13 protein-coding genes and 1 pseudogene are annotated in these 22,369 nt (G+C 45.6%); 4 read left to right on the forward strand and 10 right to left on the reverse strand.

The window, feature by feature from the left end; translation table 11 throughout:
- Positions 1-36: 36 nt before the first annotated feature.
- Positions 37-1,170: an ROK family transcriptional regulator gene (locus GC093_RS11165; protein ID WP_246314034.1), complete on the reverse strand. Its 1,134-nt coding sequence runs from the start codon at positions 1,168-1,170 to the stop codon at positions 37-39.
- Positions 1,171-1,525: 355 nt separating this feature from the next.
- On the opposite strand from GC093_RS11165, the gene GC093_RS11170 reads away from it, so the two are divergent.
- Positions 1,526-1,699, forward strand: a complete 174-nt coding sequence (locus tag GC093_RS11170) for a hypothetical protein (RefSeq protein WP_171651936.1) — start codon at positions 1,526-1,528, stop codon at positions 1,697-1,699.
- Between the two features lie 39 nt (positions 1,700-1,738).
- Positions 1,739-2,597: pseudogene (locus GC093_RS11175) on the forward strand (aldo/keto reductase).
- 258 nt (positions 2,598-2,855) lie between these two features.
- On the opposite strand, the gene GC093_RS11180 reads toward GC093_RS11175, so the two are convergent.
- From GC093_RS11180 to GC093_RS36625, 6 genes are all read right to left on the reverse strand, one after another.
- Positions 2,856-4,343: a sulfatase gene (locus GC093_RS11180; protein ID WP_312886500.1), complete on the reverse strand. Its 1,488-nt coding sequence runs from the start codon at positions 4,341-4,343 to the stop codon at positions 2,856-2,858.
- On the reverse strand, positions 4,344-5,210 hold the full coding sequence (locus tag GC093_RS11185) for a carbohydrate ABC transporter permease (protein WP_171651937.1): 867 nt from the start codon (positions 5,208-5,210) through the stop codon (positions 4,344-4,346). It abuts the gene before it with no gap.
- 24 nt (positions 5,211-5,234) lie between these two features.
- Positions 5,235-6,125, reverse strand: a complete 891-nt coding sequence (locus GC093_RS11190) for a carbohydrate ABC transporter permease (protein WP_171651938.1) — start codon at positions 6,123-6,125, stop codon at positions 5,235-5,237.
- Positions 6,126-6,190: 65 nt separating this feature from the next.
- Positions 6,191-7,534 (reverse strand): ABC transporter substrate-binding protein, encoded by a 1,344-nt coding sequence (locus tag GC093_RS11195; protein WP_171651939.1) that lies wholly within the window; start codon positions 7,532-7,534, stop codon positions 6,191-6,193.
- Between the two features lie 284 nt (positions 7,535-7,818).
- Positions 7,819-11,484: an S-layer homology domain-containing protein gene (locus tag GC093_RS11200; RefSeq protein WP_171651940.1), complete on the reverse strand. Its 3,666-nt coding sequence runs from the start codon at positions 11,482-11,484 to the stop codon at positions 7,819-7,821.
- A gap of 192 nt (positions 11,485-11,676) precedes the next feature.
- Positions 11,677-13,992 (reverse strand): helix-turn-helix domain-containing protein, encoded by a 2,316-nt coding sequence (locus GC093_RS36625; protein WP_171651941.1) that lies wholly within the window; start codon positions 13,990-13,992, stop codon positions 11,677-11,679.
- Positions 13,993-14,533: 541 nt separating this feature from the next.
- Here GC093_RS36625 and GC093_RS11210 point away from each other — a divergent pair.
- On the forward strand, positions 14,534-14,929 hold the full coding sequence (locus tag GC093_RS11210; protein ID WP_171651942.1) for a VOC family protein: 396 nt from the start codon (positions 14,534-14,536) through the stop codon (positions 14,927-14,929).
- A 185-nt stretch (positions 14,930-15,114) separates the two neighbouring features.
- On the opposite strand, the gene GC093_RS35480 is transcribed toward GC093_RS11210, so the two are convergent.
- Both GC093_RS35480 and GC093_RS11220 read right to left on the reverse strand, forming a co-directional pair.
- Complete coding sequence (locus GC093_RS35480) at positions 15,115-15,279, reverse strand: hypothetical protein (RefSeq protein ID WP_216624579.1); 165 nt, start codon at positions 15,277-15,279, stop codon at positions 15,115-15,117.
- Between the two features lie 226 nt (positions 15,280-15,505).
- Positions 15,506-20,491, reverse strand: a complete 4,986-nt coding sequence (locus GC093_RS11220) for an S-layer homology domain-containing protein (RefSeq protein WP_171651944.1) — start codon at positions 20,489-20,491, stop codon at positions 15,506-15,508.
- A gap of 321 nt (positions 20,492-20,812) precedes the next feature.
- Between GC093_RS11220 and GC093_RS11225 the strand changes: the two genes are divergently transcribed.
- Positions 20,813-21,310 carry a hypothetical protein gene (locus tag GC093_RS11225; protein WP_171651945.1) on the forward strand — a complete coding sequence of 166 codons (498 nt, stop codon included), beginning with the start codon at positions 20,813-20,815 and terminating at the stop codon, positions 21,308-21,310.
- 499 nt (positions 21,311-21,809) lie between these two features.
- Here the strand turns inward: GC093_RS11225 and GC093_RS11230 are convergent, their stop codons facing one another.
- Entirely contained in the window at positions 21,810-22,349 is a 540-nt protein-coding gene (locus GC093_RS11230; protein ID WP_171651946.1) for a hypothetical protein, read from the reverse strand.
- Between the last annotated feature and the right edge of the window lie 20 nt (positions 22,350-22,369).

Consider the following 22,369-nt stretch of genomic DNA (forward strand, 5'->3'; position numbering starts at 1 on the left):
AATTCTTCCAAACAGCAGCATTGGATTAGGCATCCCTTACTCTAATTCGAATAACTTGATTTGAGATAACAGTCCCGAACCAATCATGACACCTTGTTCCTGCAGCTCCGAACGAAAAATGCTAAACGACTCACGCAGAGGCTCCCAAACAAATCGCGACATACAGAGTTCTTCAATCTCCTCGTAAACTTCCGGGTACTTGTCTGCCAACTCCACGCTCAATATCACACTATCAGGGTTGTACATGCAAACTACGTTATTGACTGTAATGGCGATGTACATCAAAGCGCGTTCGATCAAATAACACGCCCAACGTTCTCCTGCACGCCTTGCTTCAAATAGCTCCTCAATGGTGCGCATCGGCCGTATTTTGTTCGCTTCCGACAATAGAGAGCTGATATTAATGTAGGTTTGCAGACAACCTGCTTTACCGCAATCACACATCATCCCGTTAGGATCTACCGTTGTATGGCCGATTTCACCTGCGCTATTCGTTTTACCTCGGTAAATTTCGCCTTCAAAGATGAATGCAGAACCTACCCCATTACCAAAGCCGAGCAACGCAGTCCGACTAGATCCCTTAGTAGCGCCCTTCAGATGCTCAGCAAGCGCTTTCACTTTGAGTTCATTATCAACAACCACTTCATAACCAGTAATTTCCTTCAATCGTTCAGCTAGACGTACGTTCTTCCAGCCAAGTTGAACTGAGAAGACAACAACTCCCGCATCATTGTCTACAATCCCGGGTAGTCCCACACCGATTCCGATTACTCGATTACCATCGATTTCATGCAAAAGCGTTAACTGATTGATCTTTTCCCCAATTAGCTTTAGTGTAGCATCCGGGCTTTCTTCCGCAGACCTTGGATACTTGCCACTGCATACTACATTACCCTGAATATCAACAATGCCGACAATCATCTGGTGGCGATCCAACTCGACTCCAACTGACAATACAGAAGCATCAACCATCTCGAGCAGCGTAGACCTTCTTCCAAGTCCAACGGACACTTGTTCGGATTCCAACAAATATCCTCGTTCCGCCAGTTCTCCGACAATGCGACTTACCGTAGTAGGACTCATTCCAGTTTGCTTGGCTATAGAAGCACGAGAAATAGGTTGATTGTGCTTAATGATTTCAAAAACAGTTAACCTATTTTGTTGCTTCATAAAGTCTTGATCATGCTTTTTCATTACATTAATCACCATTTTTTCTTCAATGAATTAAATGCAGGAAATTTTCATGGAATATCAACGAAATTCATTTAAATTCCATCTGGAATTGTTATTGATCACATTATATTCTCCAGTGGTGTTAATAATAATAATATAGGACACACTATAAGTATGTCAACATAAATAACATGAGAATTTTTCGCATTTTAATTCTAATGAAAGCGATTAATGGTCCAAGGTAAACGGCGAGAAAGAACGCCTGGCAAAGAACCTTGAGGGCATCAAACGTCAGATCGCAAACATCGTCAACATCGTCGAGAGTGGCACTTCCAATGCTTCGCTGCTAGGCATGATGGAGAAGTTGGAGGGGCAAAACCTAATACTTGAGCAGAAACTGCTAGAGGTCGCGGCCATAACAGACAAAGCAGCCATAACAGAGGATACTCTGCGACAACTGCTTTCTCAGTTCGGAGCCCGCCTCGCAAACCGCGCTCTTCCTGACTTCATCTTTTTGTACTATTGAAGCCGTACATTAGAAGTATCGGTCGTTGCAGTCGGCTGCATGCGTATTAAATCGCTGGACAAATCCGAAGCCGAGCACTTTGTCCATACAGCTCTGGAAGAAGGTGCAAATTTCTTCGACCATGCCGGATATTTATGGCGGTGGAACATGCGAGGAAATATTTGCGGATGCCATCCATATGAACGATGATATTCGTGAGAAGATCATCCTGCAATCCAAGTGCGACATTCGAAAGGGGATGTTCGACTTTTCCAAAGATCATATTTTGGAATCAGTGGACGGCATCCTGAAGCGGCTGAAAACCGATTATCTCGACATTCTGCTTCTGCATCGTCCGGATGCGTTGGTAGAGCCTAAAAAGGTAGCAGAGGCTTTCGATCTTCTTGAAAGTTCGGGAAAAGTGCGGCATTTCGGCGTTTCCAATCAGAATCCGATGCAAATCCAGTTGCTGAAGAAGTCGGTGAAGCAGCCGCTTTTGGCAAACCAACTGCAATTAAACATCACCAACACCACCATGATCACCAGTGGGATTAATGTAAATATGGAGAATGCCTCCGCGGTTAACCGGGACGGCAGTGTGCTTGATTATTGCAGACTGAACGATATCACCATTCAGCCCTGGTCTCCTTCCCAATACGGATTCTTTGAAGGTGTTTTCCTCGGAAGCGACAAATTCACGGAATTAAATCAGAAGATCGATAAAATTGCCGAGAAATACGAAGTTAGCAACACGACCATCGCCATCGCATGGCTTTTGCGCCACCCCGCGCACATGCAACCGATCATCGGTACGATGAATACAGACCGGTTCAAGGACTGCTGTAAGGCAAGCGATGTTAATCTGACGCGCGAAGAGTGGTATGATATCTACCGTTCGGCAGGCAATGCGCTTCCGTAAACACACTTATCATTCTGCATGTCCTCCTGGATTCTGTGTACATAAAGATTTAATATAAAGCAGACCTGCCACGGCCACGTGATAAAGCAACCTCCTGTCTACATTGACCGGAGGTTGCTTTGTTTTGATAAACCGCGGTAGTATCAGGCAATTCATCCCTATTGTTGCCGCCAAAACATAATACCAAAAGTTGACGTGATTGCCTGTCCGAAATTTGATGAATATATTTATAATAGTTTGAACCTGATAACATTCTTGTTACCCGACTGATACATCTAATCCTAACCTTACGTACTGTTCCCGAGGCGCATCGTTTTGCTGCATCAAGCCTATTAGCATTCGTTCCATAGCTGCTTCAATCTCAGTGTCGCGAATCGGCTTCTCTTGGAGTGGGTCCTGCTCCATATCAAACAACATCGTTCCGAATGGATGGGTGGACTGCGCCTTTCGGGCCGGAATTCGAAGTGTCGCGACGCCCTTAGTGAACGTAAACGGCTCCGCCAGCTCTATTTGCTGCAACTCATCTGGAGCAAATAGACTTCGCATGTGCGTCGGCATCAGAGTGTACTCATATAATGGCTGATTGTCTGTGCTAATCGGGGCCCGCATGTACACGTATCTACCGTCCGTGCAGTTTACATGCCCACCGTGAATGCCGAATAAAGCGGCTTCCCTTACCGGCACATCCGAAGCGATCGTGTCCCGAAGCGGCTTCCCTTGCATATCTTCAGGGATTTTCAATCCGAAAAAGTCAAGCAGTGTCGGCGCCATGTCGATCATCTGAACCAGACTTTTGCGCCGCTCTCCACGCACGCCACTTCTTGGATCCCAAATAAATAGCGGTGTATTGGCTATCTCGTTGTAATATGGCATATGCGATTTAGCCCACCAGTCATGTTCGCCCAGCAAAAAGCCGTGGTCGGTATTCACGATCAGCATAGTATCCTTCCATAAGTCCAGCTCATCCATCAGATCCAATACTTGTCCCAAGTAGTGGTCGCACATACTGACCAGTGCAGCATATTCGAAACGAACATGCTGCACTTCCTCGCGAGTTTCCCTCACAGGAGCGTAAGGCGGCCAATCGAAGTGCTTCCCTTTGTAATCATGCGGGTACAAATCGCGGAATCGCTGCGGTGCATAAAATGGCTCATGTGGGTCGAACGTCTCCAACTGCAAATACCAGTTTTCCTGAGTGGCATTTGCACGGATAAACTCTATTCCTGAGGCAAACGTCCGGGCCTGCGGAAAATCTTTCTCTTCCCTCATGAACTTGCGGTTGATCCAATCCTGCCGAACGAGATTGGGCATAAATTCATGCCCGCCCAGACTCTCCGGGATCTCGGGATCTTGAACCTCACCCTTCCACGGATCTCCCTCCTGCCCTCGTGTCAATTCATAAGAGCTATAGCGAGTATGATATGTGGCACCTCCATCCTCCCAGTAATGCTGGTGATCGGTGGCCAAATGCGTATAAATGCCATTCTGCTTTAACAGTTCCGGCATCGAATCGTCGAAAGGCTCCATAGGTCCCCAGCTGCGGTGCAGGAAATTGTGACGACCGGTTTGCAGCTCCCGCCGGGCTGGCATGCAGGGCATGCTCCCGATATAACTTCTCTCGAACACGGCTGTTCGCTCGGCAAGCCGTACAAAATTCGGAGCTTTGACCCAGTCACAACCATAAGGTGGCAGCATATGCCGATTCAGCGTGTCAAACATCACCATTATCACTTTCAAGTTGTTCACCTAACCTTTCACGCCTGACGATACAATGCTTCCAACGAATTGCTTCTGGAACACGAAGAAAGCAATAATCATCGGCAACGAGATTAACACCGTAGCAGCCATCAGCAAATTGTACTGAATCGTAAATTCTCCTTTAAACACCGACAAGGCCAGTTGGATCGTACGCATATTCTCTTTACTGGTAAAAATCAGAGGACCGAAGAAGTCGTTCCATACGGATACGATTTTTAAAATTCCAAGCGAGGCGATCAAAGGTCCGCTAAGCGGCAAATAAATTCGTAAATACATGCCCAAATACCCGTTACCGTCCATAAAGCCCGCTTCATCTAGATCTTTGGGAAAGCCGACAAAAAATTGCCGAGCCATAAAAATGCCGATCGAGCCTGATAGCGCCGGTACAATTAGAGCCCAATACGTATTCAACCACCCAGTACCGCCATGCCCAAACATATCGTTATGTCCGAAGAAAGGAATATTTTTCAAAATAATAAATTGCGGTACAACAATCGCCTGTGCGGGTACCATCATCCCTACTAGAAGGCAGATGAAGATGATTGAGCTTCCGGCGAACCGGATTCTGGCAAATGTATATCCCGCCAGCGTATTAAAGAATAGACTGCCTGCGGTAGCAACCAAAGTGACGATAAAAGAATTTTTAAAATACAGCCCCCAGTCTCCCTTTTGCATTGCTTTTACATAGTTATCAAGATGCCATTCTTGCGGAAAAAGAGTAAGCTTGCCTGAAACGAGCTCGGCATTACCTTTAAAAGAAGTAAAGATCATAATAAATAAAGGGACTAAATTAATTAAAGTAATTATAATCAAAACGATATACAACCAAGCTTTGGACACATGGTTTTGCTTCACGATGCTTCTCCTCCTTTTCTGTGGTTACTCGAGTGTCCTTGTCCCAACCCTGTAGTTAATCAAAGTGACAGCCAAGGTAATAACCAGCAAAAAAATGGAAAGAGCCGATGCATAGCCCATTTCGTACTGTCCGAAAGATGTATCGACAATTTGATTAACAATCGTATTGGTCGAATTCAGAGGACCGCCTTTGGTCATAATATACACGTAATCAAATACCTGGAAAGAACGGATTGTTGCGGTGACAAAGATAAAGAATGTCATCGGGTTTAAAAGCGGTACTGTAATGCGAAGAAAGCTGCGCAGCCCAGTCGCTCCGTCGATGCTGGCCGCTTCGTAAAGTTGAGCGTCAATCGATTGCAAACCGGCCAAATAAATGATCATCGCATACCCGGTTCCTACCCATATGCCAAGAATGCTGATGGACATGAGCGAATAATGAGTGTCCCCGAGCCAATTAATACCGCTAAAGTGAAGCCACTTTAGTATCGCGTTAAACGGACCGTTCTGATTATCGTACAAATATAGCCAAGTCATAGAAACAGCCACTCCCGAAATGACGCTGGGTAAATAAATACCCGCTCGGAATACAGCCATACCCCGAATTTTTGAATTGAGAAGCACTGCCAACACTAAACCGATCAGCATTTGCGGAATGACCGTAACGAGCCAAAATACAATGGTGTTTACTACAGCCCCCATAAAAATACTATCATTAAACATCCTTACATAATTAGAAAAACCAATCCACTTTCCTGGCGATAACATGCTATAGCTGGTAAAGCTTAAATAAACCACACATAGAAGGGGAACAAATATAAAAATAAAATAAATGAGTACATTCGGTAATATCAACAGATAAGGTGTGAGCCTTCGACTCCATCCGGCATTCAATTCGTTCTTCCCCCTTTCCAAATAATCAAGCCCCCTCGGCCGCAAAATGCTTATGCGCAAGGGGGCCACTTTCCACGATGATTCCTTTACTTTTTGGACACTTCTTGACGGGCCTTGTTAGCGTTATCCTTCATGGCTTGCTCTGGTGTTTTTTTGCCGTAGTAAGCCTCTTCCAAACCGATCCGGAGATATTTCGTAATGATGCTCCAATTGGAAGAAGGCAAGAAGCCACCAGCATCCTTCATCGAAGCAAAAATGACTTTATTGGCATCCCCAAGCCCTTCAAATTTAGCTTGCTGCGATTGCAGCGGAGGAACGTAACCTGTCGCTTTCGCAAATTGGAAAAATTCGTCCGGAGAGAACATGAATTTCATGAACTCCCAAGCTTCCTGCGGGTGCGCCGACTTCTTGGCAATTGTCATAAAAGTTCCAAGCATGAGCGACGTTTGCTTTCCTGTCGGCCCTTTCGGCGGGAGTGCAAAACCGATCTTATCATTGCCGATCGATTGAGTCAGCTGACCTAGACTGTATGAGCTCTGGAAGCCCATTGCGGCCAAACTGTTCTGGAACAGCGTACCCGTTACATTTGAATCCGCTTGGAACATAACGTCCTTATCTTTGACCAAATCCGTCAATTGGTTAGTCACCTTAACCGATTCAGGCGAATCAAAGGTCGGATTGCCCTTATCATCATAAAAATTCAGACCATTCAGCAACAGCATGCTCAGGTAGGGCTGTTCAGAATTAGCGTTATTGACTGTGCTGGTGGTGATGTCCAAACCGGACCGCGTGACTTTGCCGCTGCTATCTTTCTTGGATAGCTTCTTCGCATATGCAAACAGTTCATCGTACGTCTGTGGCGGCTTGTTCGGATCAAGCCCAGCTTCCTGGAAGTAATCCTTTCTCCATACCAGTGGGCGCGTTTCCGGAATAAGCAGGCCATATGTGCCGCCGTTCCATTGTCCGGCCTTCAGAATGTCAGGGAAGAAGTCGCTTTTTCCAGACCAATTGTCTTTTTCAATCAAAGGGTTCATATCCATATAGTTCCCTTGATCCACCGTCGAAATGAGCTGGCCAAAGCCAAGTCCGTGCACATCTGGTTGAATGCCGCCGGCATATGCCACCGACAACTTCTGGAAGTAATCGGCAAACGGAATGGTCGTAATTTCGACCTTAATATTGGGGTGTGTCTTCTCAAAGTTCGTACCGATCTGTTTGATGGCCGGGTCCAGCTCCGGGATATTAACCGGCATCCACACTTGCAGTGTTACTGGAGTTGAAGATTTTGCCGCAGCTTGGGAATTGTTGGCTCCCGCACTTGAACTGGCCGATCCCGCCGTGGTGTTTCCATCTGTTGAGCATGCGGAAAGCATAAGCATGGAACTAGCTATAGCTCCCGCGATCAAACCTTTAGTTTTCTTTTGAAACATGAATGTTCCTCCCTTTTCATTTACAGCATTTTAAGTAGGTCAGTCGCCGCGACCTATTGGCTTTGATCTTAGCAGTACACGGCAATCGAAGTAAATTGGCTATTTTTGATTCGATCTTCGTTATTTGCAAGCGAATTCGACAATGCAAATGTGCAGACGATAGGACTTTTTTGAACCATGGACTATTTTTGCAGGCCCGTCCTGTCCGAAAACGATCTGTGATAAAAGCATGATCGCAGGCACCCGTTAATTATGGACGCCGATTTCTACCTTGGTTTCAATAACTAGTTATTCAGCGTTGTACCGACGAACCCAGCCTGAATGAGCATCCGTTTCACGATTACAGCCGTTTCCGCACGCGTCATGCTGCGCCCGGGCTGTAGAGTGTCGGCCTCCCCCTGAATCAGACCGCTTTTAACCAATAAGGCCACATTCTTCTTCGCCCACTCACTTACAAGAGCTTTATCGGCGAACGAGGAAAGCAGCACATCCTGTTCAGAACCATCCATACTAGCAGCAGGATTAATTACTTTCATCCCTCTAGCAATCATGGACATCGCTTCTTCCCGGGTCACCGACGCCGTAGGGCCGAAAGAGCCGTCTGGGTAACCTGAGACGATTCCGTACTGATAAGCCTGATTCACAGAATCCTTGAACCAGTCCGACGATGATACGTCAGAGAATGTAGAAACGGATAACGAACCGTTTAGTCCAAGCGCTCTAACGATGATCGCTGCAAATTCGGAGCGCGCGATAGGTCGATCAGGTTTGAATTCTGCTTTATCAATACCGTTTACAATCAGACGTGACGCTAAATCGTTAACTTCATTTTTGGCCCAGTGAGACTCCATGTCAGCAAACTGTACCGGATGGGAAACGATCACATAAGTACTGTTAGTAAGGCTATACAGTCTAGCATAAAGTTTCCCGTCTCTCCGGATGATATTCGTAGGCACCTGGCGAACTGCTTGATCTGCATCAACAGCCACACCGGTGGAGATTTGAGCAGGGTCTATACCTTCCGGCAAAACAATTTCACGCAAAACATACGAGTTAAAAGTGTCTACCAGCACTGTTTTTCCGTTGTAAGTAGCTGCAATGTTAAAGTCAACTGGAGTCGTCAGTAGACGGAACTTTTCTTTGGCGCTTATTCCATCCAAGACTTTTGCAGTTTCGCCCGGGCTTTTCGCAACGGTAATGTGCAAGCTGATATTTGTCAACGTCGCTGCTGAGTTGAACTGATGAGAAAGCCGTTCAAGATTGATTTGAGCTGCAGTCAAGGTATAATTAGCGTCTTTGGTCGAAACTATAAACACGGCCTGTTTGTTCTGGAGGCTTTTCCAACTGCTAGCATTCATTTCTACAGTTACTTGATCCGCACTTTGAGCTGCCACGTTAAGACTCGGTTTTTCGCCTGCGTTCTTGATAAAAGAATCGATTTGAGCATCATTCATCTTGACTTTGACGGAAGCTCGCCCGTTGTCCATTGAGTTAATAGCGGTGCCTAACGATTCCTGTTGTTTACCGTCGATCGAGAACACGATCCCCGGGTCCGTACTCGTTGTTGTGCTTGGCTCAGGTCCAGTTGTCCCGCCGGAGCTGGAAGGACTTCTGCTACTGCCGGAGCTACTCGAGCTTGCTCGTTGTATCGTAACATTGTACTCGCTTTTCGTTCCATCCCTGGCTTCAATTTGAATTTGAAGTGTGTTGGTTCCAATGTTAAGGACAACTTGGCTATTATTGATGATAGGCGTACCGTTGAAGGTCATCGTCGCAACCGCTCCACCGTCTCCATACGTAGCAGAAATGACCGTAGACGAAGCATATTGGGGCACGCTGGCATGGTAGCTGTAGACATCGCCGCTAATCGTCTGATTCAACGAAATCCCGCTCAAAGTAAGCCCTTTCAAAGCTGCGTCACCGGACCAGACAACCAGCGTGTTCGAACCTGGCAGTATATTCTGGAACGGGCCTACTGCTACCGTGTTTCCGGTTCTAACGTTGCCGTAAAAATCTGTTGTCACATCCTCTATATAATTGTCAATCGGAGAAGGTCCGTTATGAGTTACCCCATCCGGCTTGTTTCCGTCAGGTAATTTGAAGATCGAATCCGGCATAGTCGCCAATACATGATTTTTGCCGAGATAAGCTCCGGTAATTTTCTGTGCACCGAGATTGGTAGGGGTATTTCCCGCATCTACACTAAAGGATATTGTACACTTGTTCTCATCGCAGGATGCAGATGCCGGATTTCCGCTAATTTCGGCGCTATGAGTATCAGGCGTATAGGAATGCAACGTATAATCGGCTATTTTTACAGCGCCGTTGTAGTTCACGTTATAATCCACTTCATTGCCCCAAAGATTTGTAGTGGCCTCGTCCAAAGTTACGGGCTCGAGGAATGGCCTGCCATCGATAAATGACGGAGATGTGCTCATCCCTTTATTGTAAAAAATATTATTAAACACCTTGTTGTACTTCGTTCGAGTTGCCACCGTTCCCAGCGGATCCAGCGTACCTGGGCGATACAGCATCATATGCCGGTAGCCGTCGATATCTGCACCTTGAACCTGAAGGCCCGGGAATCCTGGGAAATGTGTGGCATTAAACGAAACATTCGAGTCTATGAACATATTGTGGACCAACGACGTACCTTGTGATTCCAAAATGCTGACCCCGCTACCAATAAAAACGTTGTCATCGATCACATTACTTCCATAGTTTGCTTCATCAAAAAATACGCTATCCTTGTTGGTAGTGACGATGACGTTCCGACTGAACTTATAGTTCTGAACTTCCGAATCCAACCATACAGGATAAGACATCCAAGACTGGTTACTATAGAAATAGTTATCGTGAATGTTGGCGCCAGTTCCGTTGTCGATGATTTTTAAATAAGCTTCTGACAACAATCCTGTATTCAAGGCGTTATTGTTGATAAATTTGTTGTGGTAGACTTCCGTAAAAGGCCCTTTATATGCAAATGCCCCGTTCGTATTGTTATCCTTAATGATATTATTGCGAATAATATGGTAGCCGTATTTCGCCGGGGTCCCATATTTGGCCTCATTCATAGCAGAACCCAGGCCGAAATCCAATGCAACTCCACCGTTATGCTTCAAAACACTATTCTGAATAATCCAGTTATACCCACCGTTTGTACTGAGCGCTCCTTCCATCGGAATGGCAGCAGGCCGCCAGTAATCAATATCTTTTGTTCCGGCACCGTGCATAATAGTGAGTCCGTCAACTGTAATGTATCCGGTATTCCATGAAGCGGTGAACACTTGCTTCCGTTTGGTCAGCTCTACGGTGTTTGCGTTTGGATCCACTCCAAAATTTGCATAAACCGTTGTAGTGACAGAGTCTACTTTGGCTATCCATGTGTGGGGAGTATTCTGCACTTCGCTTAAACTGGCTCGCTCCGTCAGTAAACTATCGTTCAAATACACCGATCCAGCTGTACGCAATTGCGTGCTCCCCGGCAAGTTCCCCTTAGCCCAATGTGTGCCGAATGGATTAAACGAGCCAAAATATGAATTCGGCAAAGTCTTCATCCATGTTTGGCTAGCATTGTCAAAGCTCCAGCTTGGAGCCAAATCAGAGCCCTTTATGATAACTTGTTGCCCGGGTGCAGCCTTATAGGTAATTCTCGTGTTTTCGTTGCTGCCTCCCCTCGGGGCCACTACCGTTTCCCTATACGTGCCGCCATAAATCAATACTGTATCTCCGGGCTGAGCCGCTTGCGCTGCATCGTTGATGAACTTGAAATCACCTGTACCGTCTTGCTTAACGGTAATGACCCTTGCATCTGCGAACGCTTTCTGCTCCGTGGCGCTCACGTTGATGCTGGACAAGATCATCGCGAGTACAAGTACCATTGAGACTAATTTAATGTGCTTCAAACATGATAAAAACTTCATTCCTTCGTAACTTTTCAGTCTTGACATTCGGAATCCTCCCTTTTGATTGTGTAACCGATTTCAGTATTCGGTCGGACTTGATCATATCATCGGTATCCGCTTTTGGAATATTGCTTATTTTTGATTTCATTAACTTTAATTGTCCAATAAAAATAAAAAAGCCTAATCGTTTGGGATAGGCTTTTTTTAACAATGAACCTTTTTTGATGCTTTTAAGGCTTAGTACAACTTGCTTGCATCCAGTCTTTTCTCTTGTTCCACAGACTGCATCTCCCGGTATTGACCTGGCGTGACTCCAACATGCTTTTTAAATATACGGATAAAGCTTTGTGAATTAACATAACCCACATTTTCGGCGATTTGCTGGACCGTCCCCGATAAACTAAGCAGCATTTGTTTGGCTCGCTCAATGCGAAGATTGATTAGGTAATCCATAAAGTTTTTGCCGGTGCCCTTCTTGAACTGGCGGCTCAAATATGCGATGTCCAATCCGAGTTCGTCGGAAATCCCACCTAGCGAGATTTCACGGTTATAGTTCGCGTGGATATACTCTAGAATATGAGGGATTAAATTCGTTCCCTCGGTTCGTTGCTTATCGGTTCCTTCTATCCATCGGTCCAGACGTTCTCTAAACCAGTCTATTGCATCGCGAATGCTTTCTCTTCGCTGCATCTCAAGATGCATTTCTGTGAAAACGCTGTCAATCTGCAGCTTCACTCCCATCTCCAAAAGGGTAAAAATGACAGACATAAATAAATCATTTAGTATTTGTTGAATGACCATCATAGGATAACCTTCCAAAGACTCCAGAAAAGACTGCATCGTATCCATCTCAATATGAATCAATTGCAAATCGCCACTTTTTACAGCCAGTAGAAGCTGTGCCCTCCTTTTGCGTGCCGACTCCAAAAAACCGAACATGACCGGAGTCTCCCCAGTCATCTCCCAGTCCTTCAACACATGAGTGCCGCCATTGTACCATTTTCGTTCAATACAGCCAGTTACCAAGTTCCAAGCGTCCGGAATATGCTTTATATTTAAAACGGGTCTGCTTATTGCAGCGGTAACAGTAATTTTCAGATACTGATGAACGTGTACAAGAATAGTATCTGTTACAGATTCGAGCTTCGCTTTAAACTCTTCCTCAGTAATAGGCGTTTTTGAATTGCAGAGCATGACGATATCCTGGCTCTCGGAGTTCCATAGTAGAACTTTAAACGATTGCTCACCCAACTCCTCCGCCATCTTGTAGATGAAAAACCTGAACAAGCTCTGGTCAGATCTGCTATAATTTTGCAGAAAATCAAAATACCTGTCGATACGAAACAACATAATCGCGAACATCGGTGTGGGGAATTTAATACCGATTTGAACCATTTGCTCTCGGATTTCCGGCCACTCCCCCTGGTCTTGATGAAGTAACCGATAACACAGTGCTTGCTTCAAAATCGGGATGTTTTTGCGGTACATTGTTTCGATGTTTTCACGATGCTCCTTTAAGGCTGCGATACTGTTGACTAGAACATTCAAAGAAGCATTCGAGCCGTTTCTACCCTCTTCTTCCCCATCGGCTCCGACTACCTCCTGTATCGTATGCAGCTTACTGAATATATTTCGAATCATCAAGAACATGTAAATGATCAGCAGTAGAAACATCAGAGCAAATGCAGTGATTATCGCCAATCTAACATAGAGGCTACCCGATAAAGCTGCACTATCAACGGCATTTAGATAGCTCCATCCTGGAATACCCGAAGGAGAATAATAAAAAAAGTAGCTTTTATCATCTAGTAACCCTTGGAAAAACGTGTTCTTCAACTTTGGCACAAGCTTGTCTGCAATAGGGACTGTATCGGGAGTCCCCGTTTTCAAATTGAACAACTGTTTATTTGGTGATACTACCCACATCCGTTCGCTCCCTTTTATGTGGTATGGATTAATAAATAGCGACTGGCTGTTAAGCATCACCTTGATAACACCAAGCGGTTGTACTGCAATATTGGGTATCCCGCGGAGCAGAATAATGCTCGGTATTGATCCGTCAACGGTTGTACGGGCAACCTCCCAGTTGCTGCTCCCTTTTATCTTGTCAGTTTCAGACTGCCATTCAGCATCGCTTAATAGGGGAATATCTCTAATTTCACCATGAGTATACCTTATCGCTCCATTCCTGGTATATATTTCTAAATACTGGATGCAACAAAAATCAGTGCTCTCGTGAAGAATGTTTTGAAGTGCTCCGGCACTTTCCGGATCAATACTGTTTATGGCGCGGATGAGTTTAGTATTGTTTGATAACTGAACGGTTCGATTATCGATATCTTGAAATAGGCTATCATAGTAAGTTCTAAAAAGCGATTCTGTACGCGCGTTGAGCTTTTCCAATTGTGTTTTTTGTAGAAGGCTGTTGTAGCCATTACTAAATAAGTATATAGCAACAACAATCAGCAACATGAGCAGAATTAGAGCTGCAGAGAGTCGATAAAAAAGGGAACGGAATTTATCGTTGAATAAAACTTGTACAAAAGCTTTCACTAGTCCGGCCCCTTTGCCTAATATGTTATATTGCTATCCAAATTAACCTTACCATACACTAAAATAAATACCAAAGACAATACCACTTAATGCAAGGTCAAAAAACAGCTATTCAGCAAAAAAAGCCAACAGAAAATAATTTTCCGCGGCTTTTAATCTAATGTTATGCGTGTTCCTTTGAATTCCAAGAACTCCAACACTTCGTTTCTTGTGAGGGGATCAAGATTTTATTTTTTGCCTTTATGGAGACGAACCTTTGTATGTCAAATCACCAATCCACCGCCACGTGATGCTGAGTCGTTTGAGGAAGTAGCTTAAGCGACCTCTAACATTAATAACTTGCCTAACCTTGATAGTTCTTCGTTAGAAATTAACAGTTACACTCATTTAGAATGATTGTTAATTTACTATACATTTAACGCTCTCAATATTCTACGAAAAATTGAATAAACTTCTATATTTATTACAATAATGATGAAGGAAAATCAAAAGTATAAGAAGAAAATATTATAAAACACTTAAGCAAAATGAGGAGGAAAACATGGGCAGATTAGTTCATTTCGAAATTCATGTAGACGACATGGAGCGTGCCAAGAAGTTTTATGGAGAGGTATTTGGATGGACATTTGAAGATTGGAGCGATTATGCTGGAATGCCTTACTTTGGGGCTGTTACTGGCGATGCAAATGAGCTTGGAATTAACGGAGCTTTGATGCAACGACAAGGTGCTTCCCCGGAACCAGGCCATGCCTTGAATGGTTTTGCATGTACAATGGGAGTAGAAAATTACGATTCTACCGAAGCAAAAATTATTAATTATGGAGGCAAGGTTGCATTGCCCAAATATGCTCTGCCTGGCATGGCGTGGCAGGGATATTATATGGATACCGAAGGAAATACTTTTGGTATTCATCAGCCAGATAAGAACGCAAAATAAAATATTTTATCGATGTAGAGTATTACTGCTGTAAAAAGATAGCTATCAACAATTAGGTACTTTCAGATGGTCAAGGTTAGACGGCTACATAGCTATTTCGCTTCAACTGCAATACCTTGTGTAAACACTAAAGGAGCCTGCCACATCAAGTGGCAAAGCTCCTTTTCAGTTTTTAAACCGATAGGTTACTTCAAGCAGTTCAAAGCATTTACTGCTGAAGGGATTTCTTCCATGGTAGCTAGTTGTTCCTCTGATGCTGCGGCCACACTCTCTGTATTGGAAAATGCAGCATAGGCTATGCTCTTCATATTATGCAGCGATGCGGTTACCTGCTGCGAACTAGCCGACATCTCTTCAGAGGCCGCAGACACCTCTTGAATGCGCTTGGCCGCATCTTGGATAGCGTATATTATTTTTCGGAAAGCATCCCCGGCCCTTCTTATCAGTCCGTGTACGAAAATCTGCAAATTATATCCATCATAGCGTCTGAACTCAAATGCTGACCATCATAATACCAGATCTGCAAAAAACACTGCAACCATTGGCTGCAGTGTTGGGAAACGAAGAGATATTATTCTATTTCAAAAGTTCGTTAATTATTGTATCTGTCTTCAACGATCGGATGATAAGCGTTAATGCCTCTGCACGAGTAGCATTATGATCAGGTGCAAACGTATCCGTGCTTACACCTTGAATAATACCTGCGCCTATCGCTTTCTCAATGGTTTCTTTCGCCCAGTACCCGCTATTAACATCCGCAAATAAACTCACAGATCCATTCTTGCTCAATTCTTTAAGATTCAGAATGCGAGAAATAATCGTCAGCATCTCAGCACGCGAAATATTTTTGTTCGGTTGAAAGGTCCCGTCTTCGTAGCCATTAACAATCCCGCTGGAAGTTAAAATCTCGATATACGATTTTGCCCAGTTATCTTTATCGATGTCACGGAACGACGTTTTGTTCGAGTCAGAAGCAGCCGTCAAACCAAACGCTCTTGTAATCATGACACTAAATTCCGCACGAGTTACGGAAGCATTCGGCTTGAAGCTTCCATCAAGATATCCTTCAATAATGTGAAGGCGCGATGCCATCGCAATATCTTTTGCGCCCCAGTGAGATGAAGTATCGGTAAACGTAACTTTTGCATCCTTGTTGGCTTCCAATGTTTCTTTGATCTTGGATATTAGCTTTTCAACACTGGTTACCACGGAGGACACAAACGGACTAGGTTCTGGCTTTGTTAGTGGTGCAGGTGTCGGATTATCCGGTGTTGTTGTGGTCGTAGGAGTCGTTCCAGTTGTAGGACTGCTCCCTCTTCCACGGGATGACGAGCGATAGGTTACTACTGTAATATTCAGCTGTGCTGTTTGATTACCATAAGTTGCGGTAGCAACCGTAGTTCCCACGCCCATTGCGCTAACCACACCCTTGCTGATGGATGCCACACCGGAAGTGCTGAAGGTCCAAATCAGTTCATCCGTAACCTCACGCGTGCTGTTATCCGAATAGGTTGCTGTGGCTGCCATTGTTGCGGATGATCCTGCTTGCAGATAGAACGTCGGTGGTGTTAAGGCCAAACTAGTCAGGCTTGGGGCTGTGACCGGAGCCTTCATAGGAGTTCCACTGACTTCTGCTGCATAGGGACTATCTCCTGATTCGTTGCTTGCCCTCACCGTGAAATAATAAGTAGTGCCATTGGTTAACCCTGTTACGTTGGAAGAAGTGCCTTTGCTTACAATCGCTACAGGTGCAGCATCGTAAATACCTGTTGCTGTTCCTTTATACACCTTATAGCTTGTTGCTTCTGAAACACCGTTCCAGTTTAAGAGTGCTTGTCCATCCCCTGCCACAACAGTGAGTCCGGTTGGAGCTATTGGAACTATTGGAATTGCAGGGGCAGACCGTGTAACAGTTACCGTATACGTTTTAGTTGTAGTTCCATCCTGTGCAGTAACAACAACGCTAATCATATTCGAGCCTACATTCAGACTAATAGGGTTTTTCACCGGAGATCCATTTAGCAGCAATGCAACCGTAGCATGGCTATCGACTGCTGCATAAGCAGCTGTGGTAACAGAAACTTCGTTGGGTACAGTCGCCGTATAGGCATATACGTTACTGCTCACTGCCGGGCTTAAGGTAATGCCGCTTAGACTCAGTGTACTTAAGGATGCATTAGGAGATGCTCCTACCGTTACGTTGATGGTATAGGTTACTTTAGTTGCATTGTCTTCTGCGGTTACTACTACTTTCCAGGTTTTACCTCCATCGCTTGTCGTGGCAGTGCCTACAGTTGTATTAACATCAGTGGTAGTTACAACGATATCAGAGGCTGTAAGGTTCGCTAATACTTTATCGTACGGAAGTACTCCGTTGTAGACAGTATTATCGCTACCAGAAACGGTGGCCGTTACTCCAGCGACAGTTACATTTGTAACACTGGCATCAGAGGCTGGCCCCGATAAAAATGAGTGTGTTACGCTCGGCCCGTGCCCGGTCCATTTTCCAAAGGTCACCTGGTTCCGAGGAAGATCGGTATTTTTTGTACCGGTAAAGCCTGTGGAGCCGCCAAGTCCGCCTGCGCCGGACGCGTATTTCAGAATCTCGCTTCCCGCTTCCACCGAGATTGTATAAGGAACATTGGGAAGAAGTCCGGCAGTGGAAAGCACATAAGTATTTTGACCCGGTTTAACGGTTGGTTTCGCGTTTGCTTGAGTCGCTCCACCGTCCACAGGCACGCCGTTAATCAAAATGCGGTAGCCGGCAAATCGTGCGGTATCACCATTGGAATAATCAGTTACGTCTTTTTCGTTCCATGTGATGATCATATCTTCCCCAATCCACCTGCTTCCGCTAACGGTAAGCTTGCTGCCGGGAGCCCACGTCGGAATCTGCATTAAGGTGCCGGGAACGGTAGTGATTATAACCGGACCCCACTGAGTCCCTTTCTGTCCAATCCAGTTGACGGCTTTCATCGTGACATCATAGGTCACGCCATCATCCAGCCCCCACAGCGAGTAACCTTGACGGCTGGAGCTTTCAAAATAGGCTTTGTATATTTTGGTAGCATATTTTGGATTTTTCGGCGTTGCCGTTAACTCGTAATAATGCACGCCGTAGACAGCATCGGTAACGGCATTCCAAGCGAAATCCTGCCAGGAAATGCCCGTAATGTTTGCAGCTTTAACTTTAAAATCCGGCGATGCAGTCGAGATCGTAGATGCACCAAGCGTTGCAGCACCCGTAGTTACCGTCGTCTCCAGCAGTTTGCCATAGGAAGCGTTTGCACCTACCGTCTCCGGTCGGACCGCAACTTTGTAAGAAGTGCTCGGGCGCAACGCGATTTCCGTGGATTCCGAACCCGCCCCCGTACTCATTACAATCTTTTTTTGCTGATAGCCATGGCCATCCAGCATATCAACCAACACGACGTACTGCGTCGCATTATTGATGGCAGACCAATTTAAAGTGACATTATAAGTATTGGCCGTCACGCTGAGTGCGCCACTCCCATTCAGCACATCCGGCTTCCGGTTTGTGGTCCCAACGGAATTCTCGATCGTGACGTTTTTGCTGTTAGTGGTGGTAATGGCTTTTTGAAGACCTGTAATGTTGCGGAAGGTAACATCCGACAAGCCATTTATCGCAATCGTACCACCACTTGCTCCTGAATAAGATAGGATCTTGATATCCTCGAACGTGAAATTGCGCAGCACCGGGCTTTTAGCATAGGCGGAGCTGCCGTATGTGGTTGTGTTGTTAATCAGCGGTACGATAGAGTTCGACACCGTCATGTTGCGCACCTGAACGTTTTCGAAAGTCAGCGGCTGCTCGCTTTCCGGGCCGAAGGCTGTGCTGGAGTTGGCGTCGCTGTAGGATGTGTCAATCACAATCGTACTGTTTCCACCGAGCATATAATTAGCCGCATTGTCACGCACGACAATATTGCGTATACCGCCGCCGGTGGTAGCACCGGATTTCATACGCAAGACGCCATTACTTCCTGCTTCGCTCGTATTATAGACGTTTTCTTCCGCGACCAGATCACCGATCCAGCCTCCAGTATGGCTGCCCATCGCCAACAGGCCGCCATGGCCGTTGCGCACAAAGTTATTGAAAACGCGTCCCTCTCCGCTTGCCACTTTGTCAGTCAAATTGCGTACGACCGTGCCCTGACCAGCTGCAAAGTTGATGGCGTCGTCGCCGGTATCCCAAAAGCTGTTCATGACCGTAAGATCAAGGCAGTCGCCAAACTCGACACCGTCGCCGTTGTTGGCGTCGAACATCATCGTAACAACGCCGTTCACAGCAATCTGCTCGGACTGATAGTTGACGATTCCGTGGAATGCTGGATTATAGAAGGTCAGCCCCTCGTAATACAGGCCATGCACGCCGCGCGCTACCGTCAGGTTGGGGCGGGCATTGTAGAATTGCGAGGCACCGGCATTCGGTGTTTGATCCTGACGCGACTGCCACATCGCATCAGCCGCGAGGATACCTCTTACCGCGGCGGAATCAGATGCGCTATTATTATCAACAGTGGTGTTGCTACCTCCCTGGTAGTTCGGCAAACTCCAACCATTTCCGGTAGGATCATCGAAGCCTGGAGATGGATCCACCGCCGTTTTATTCTGTAAGCCGCTTCCAGTGGTTTTCTTCCATCCGTTGCCGTCAATTGCACCCTTGCCGACGATGCGGATGTTCTCCAAGGAGCCATTGTCCCAGGATACAGCATTCAGCAGGCCATATGTCCGGATATCCTGTGAATAAGGGTAGACCAAAAGGCTGCGCGGATAATGGTCAAAAACAGGAGAGCCGAGCAGCACAGCCCCTTCTTCAATTTCGAAGGTCATATTGCTGTGCAGAAACAATGATCCGCTTGTATAATACCGCGGCGCCGCATTGTTTCCGCTTCCCTTCAATACAACCTTGCCCCCCACAGGGGTAGCGTCGATCGCAGCCTGAATCGTAGCCGTGTTGTCTGCGATTTCTTTTATAACCGTTGCATTATTGTTTGCGCGCCGAGTGGTATAGCTGCCGGACTGATCGGTAATATAGGTTGCGCCATGGCCGGCGGCATCTATTACGATAGGTGTAGAAGCGGTTGAAAAGATACGCGGCGCACTAAAAGCAGACGTCGAATGGTCGGCGTATACGGCCCGCACCTTAAATTCATAATTCGTCTTGGGTGCTAGACCGGTCGCCGTAAAGGAAAGGATACTGATCTGATGATGCTGCGTGCTCAATTTACCGTAAAATGCGTCCTTATACGCATTAACATATGAATAATTCTCTTTAAAATTATCGCTTGCAAGACCGAGCCTGCTTCCATCCCGGAATACCTCATAGTCCACGATTTTTACTGTACTTTCATAATAGTCGTCCGGCTTTTCCCAGGTAAGTACAATTTTTGATTCGTCAAATGCTAATGGAGGTACGGATAAGTTTTGCGGCGCCCCGGAATAGCTACCCGCCGCATGAACAGGCATTGCCGGAAATAAACCAACCAGCAGAGCCAGTGAGAGCATGAAGCTGCAAATAATATTAGCCTTCTTCTTCATTTTCATTTCCTCCTGCTGTTAAAATTGTTCGCTTTATGCATTTGCCTTACCTCTTTCCTGTACTGCGGGAAAGATTGTATCATTTCCCCATATCCCCTCTCTTAATTCCCCTCTCATATTTATTTGGATGCTATACGGTTACTATTAAAGCGCTTTCATAGTATAAAAGATATAATCATTAGCTCACAACTTTGTAATACAGCCTGTATAACGGGGCAATTTGTTCGAAATACACTATAAGGACACCTTTGGTTACAACTAAAAGAGCATCCGCCAAAATCGGGTCCCGTCGAAAATTCAGCGGGCGCAGCAAACTAAAGTATGTCACGTACCGCTGCGGAAACCGGGATCGAACGAAGGAATGCAAGAATCCGGAGCTGCGCCGGTGAGTACATCGAAAGCTACGTCTTGTCCCAGCTGCAGGAGAAAATCTTCAATGACGAGGCAATTCCCTTGCTCGCAAAGCAGCTAAATGATTTTCATCGGTCCAAGGAAACGGGCATCAAAGAAGCGAAGGAGCGGCTGGAAAAGAGCTTGGAGGGCATTGAACGGCAAACCATAAACATCGTCAACACCATCGCCACACTGATCGATAAGCTGGAGGAATTGGAAAAGCAGAAGTTCGGCCTTGAGCAGAAGCTGATGGAGGTCCGATCGCAAAACGAAAAAGCAGCCATCACAGAGGAATCTCTGAAACAACTGCTTTCTCAATTCGGGACCCATCTCGCAAACCGTGATCTTCCTGAAATCAAGAAGTTCCTCGGCAGCTATGTTGGAAAAGGTCATCATCTACGAAAAGCATGTAGAAGTTTTCTTTAAGCTCCATATTGTTTAACATATGGAGACGAGCCGTGGTGTGGCAAATCCACAATTCGTCGCCGCGTGATGTTGAGGTTGTTTGGGGAGGTTGCGTAAATTTTGCACGAGTCGCATGTTATCTAAGGTATGTTCTGAGCTTATCTTTATCTCGTTAATAAGCATCGCATCGGAGTCAGAAACTCTCACAAAAGAAGTAGTACTGAAGCCTTGGTGTCTGGTAATTTTCTCCCCAACTTGCCCCCGAGCTTTCAGTATCTCGAAGACATGACAAGCCAAATGAACTGTTCACCACTTCTGAATAGTATGCGTCGTACTGATGCCAGTGACAGACCGACTCACTGTGAGGCAACTTAATGCATGGATAAGCTAAACTCATTTATTACTAAAAATCCGTCTTCATCCCATCATGATAAATGATTATTTGTCAATTTGCTGTCTGCAGGAATTCAGAACAAATGAGCAGTCTGGAAATTGGAGATGAATACGCACACTTTGAACCTCATTGAAAACGATTGCAGAACTGTTCATAATCATGAACCGATGTCGAATAGATGGTAATTTTGCCGTAACCTGATTCGTAAGAATGTAGCTTGGCCGCGAACTTTTGATACAGGCGATTTGTGTATGCATTTTCCGCCGACGTTGGAATTCTTACTTCTTTCACATCGGGATTCGCATCACGGATTTGCTCAGCTAACACCTGCAATCCACGTATAAACATCCGCGTATTCCGATACTCTACCTCAAAGCAGCTGTTACCGAGCACCGCAATGTCCTTTTGCTGAAATTCGTCTTCCGCCAATCCGAGCACAAAGCTTCCTATGCCAACCACCTCGTCCCGTTCATTCACGATGATGGCGCCTCTGCCTTGTTTCATATAATTGATGACGTCTCTAAGCACAAGGCTCACCGGATAACGTGGGAAGATGGAAGCCCGGTGTTCGATATAAAAATCTGTAAATCGGCTCCATTGCCGCGTATTAGAGCATAGTTCGATGCGGAACAAGGTATTCACCTCAATTTGTAAATTAATTAACATTATCAAATAATAGGGTTGAT

The organism is Paenibacillus foliorum (assembly GCF_013141765.1).
GTDB lineage: Bacteria > Bacillota > Bacilli > Paenibacillales > NBRC-103111 > Paenibacillus_S > Paenibacillus_S foliorum.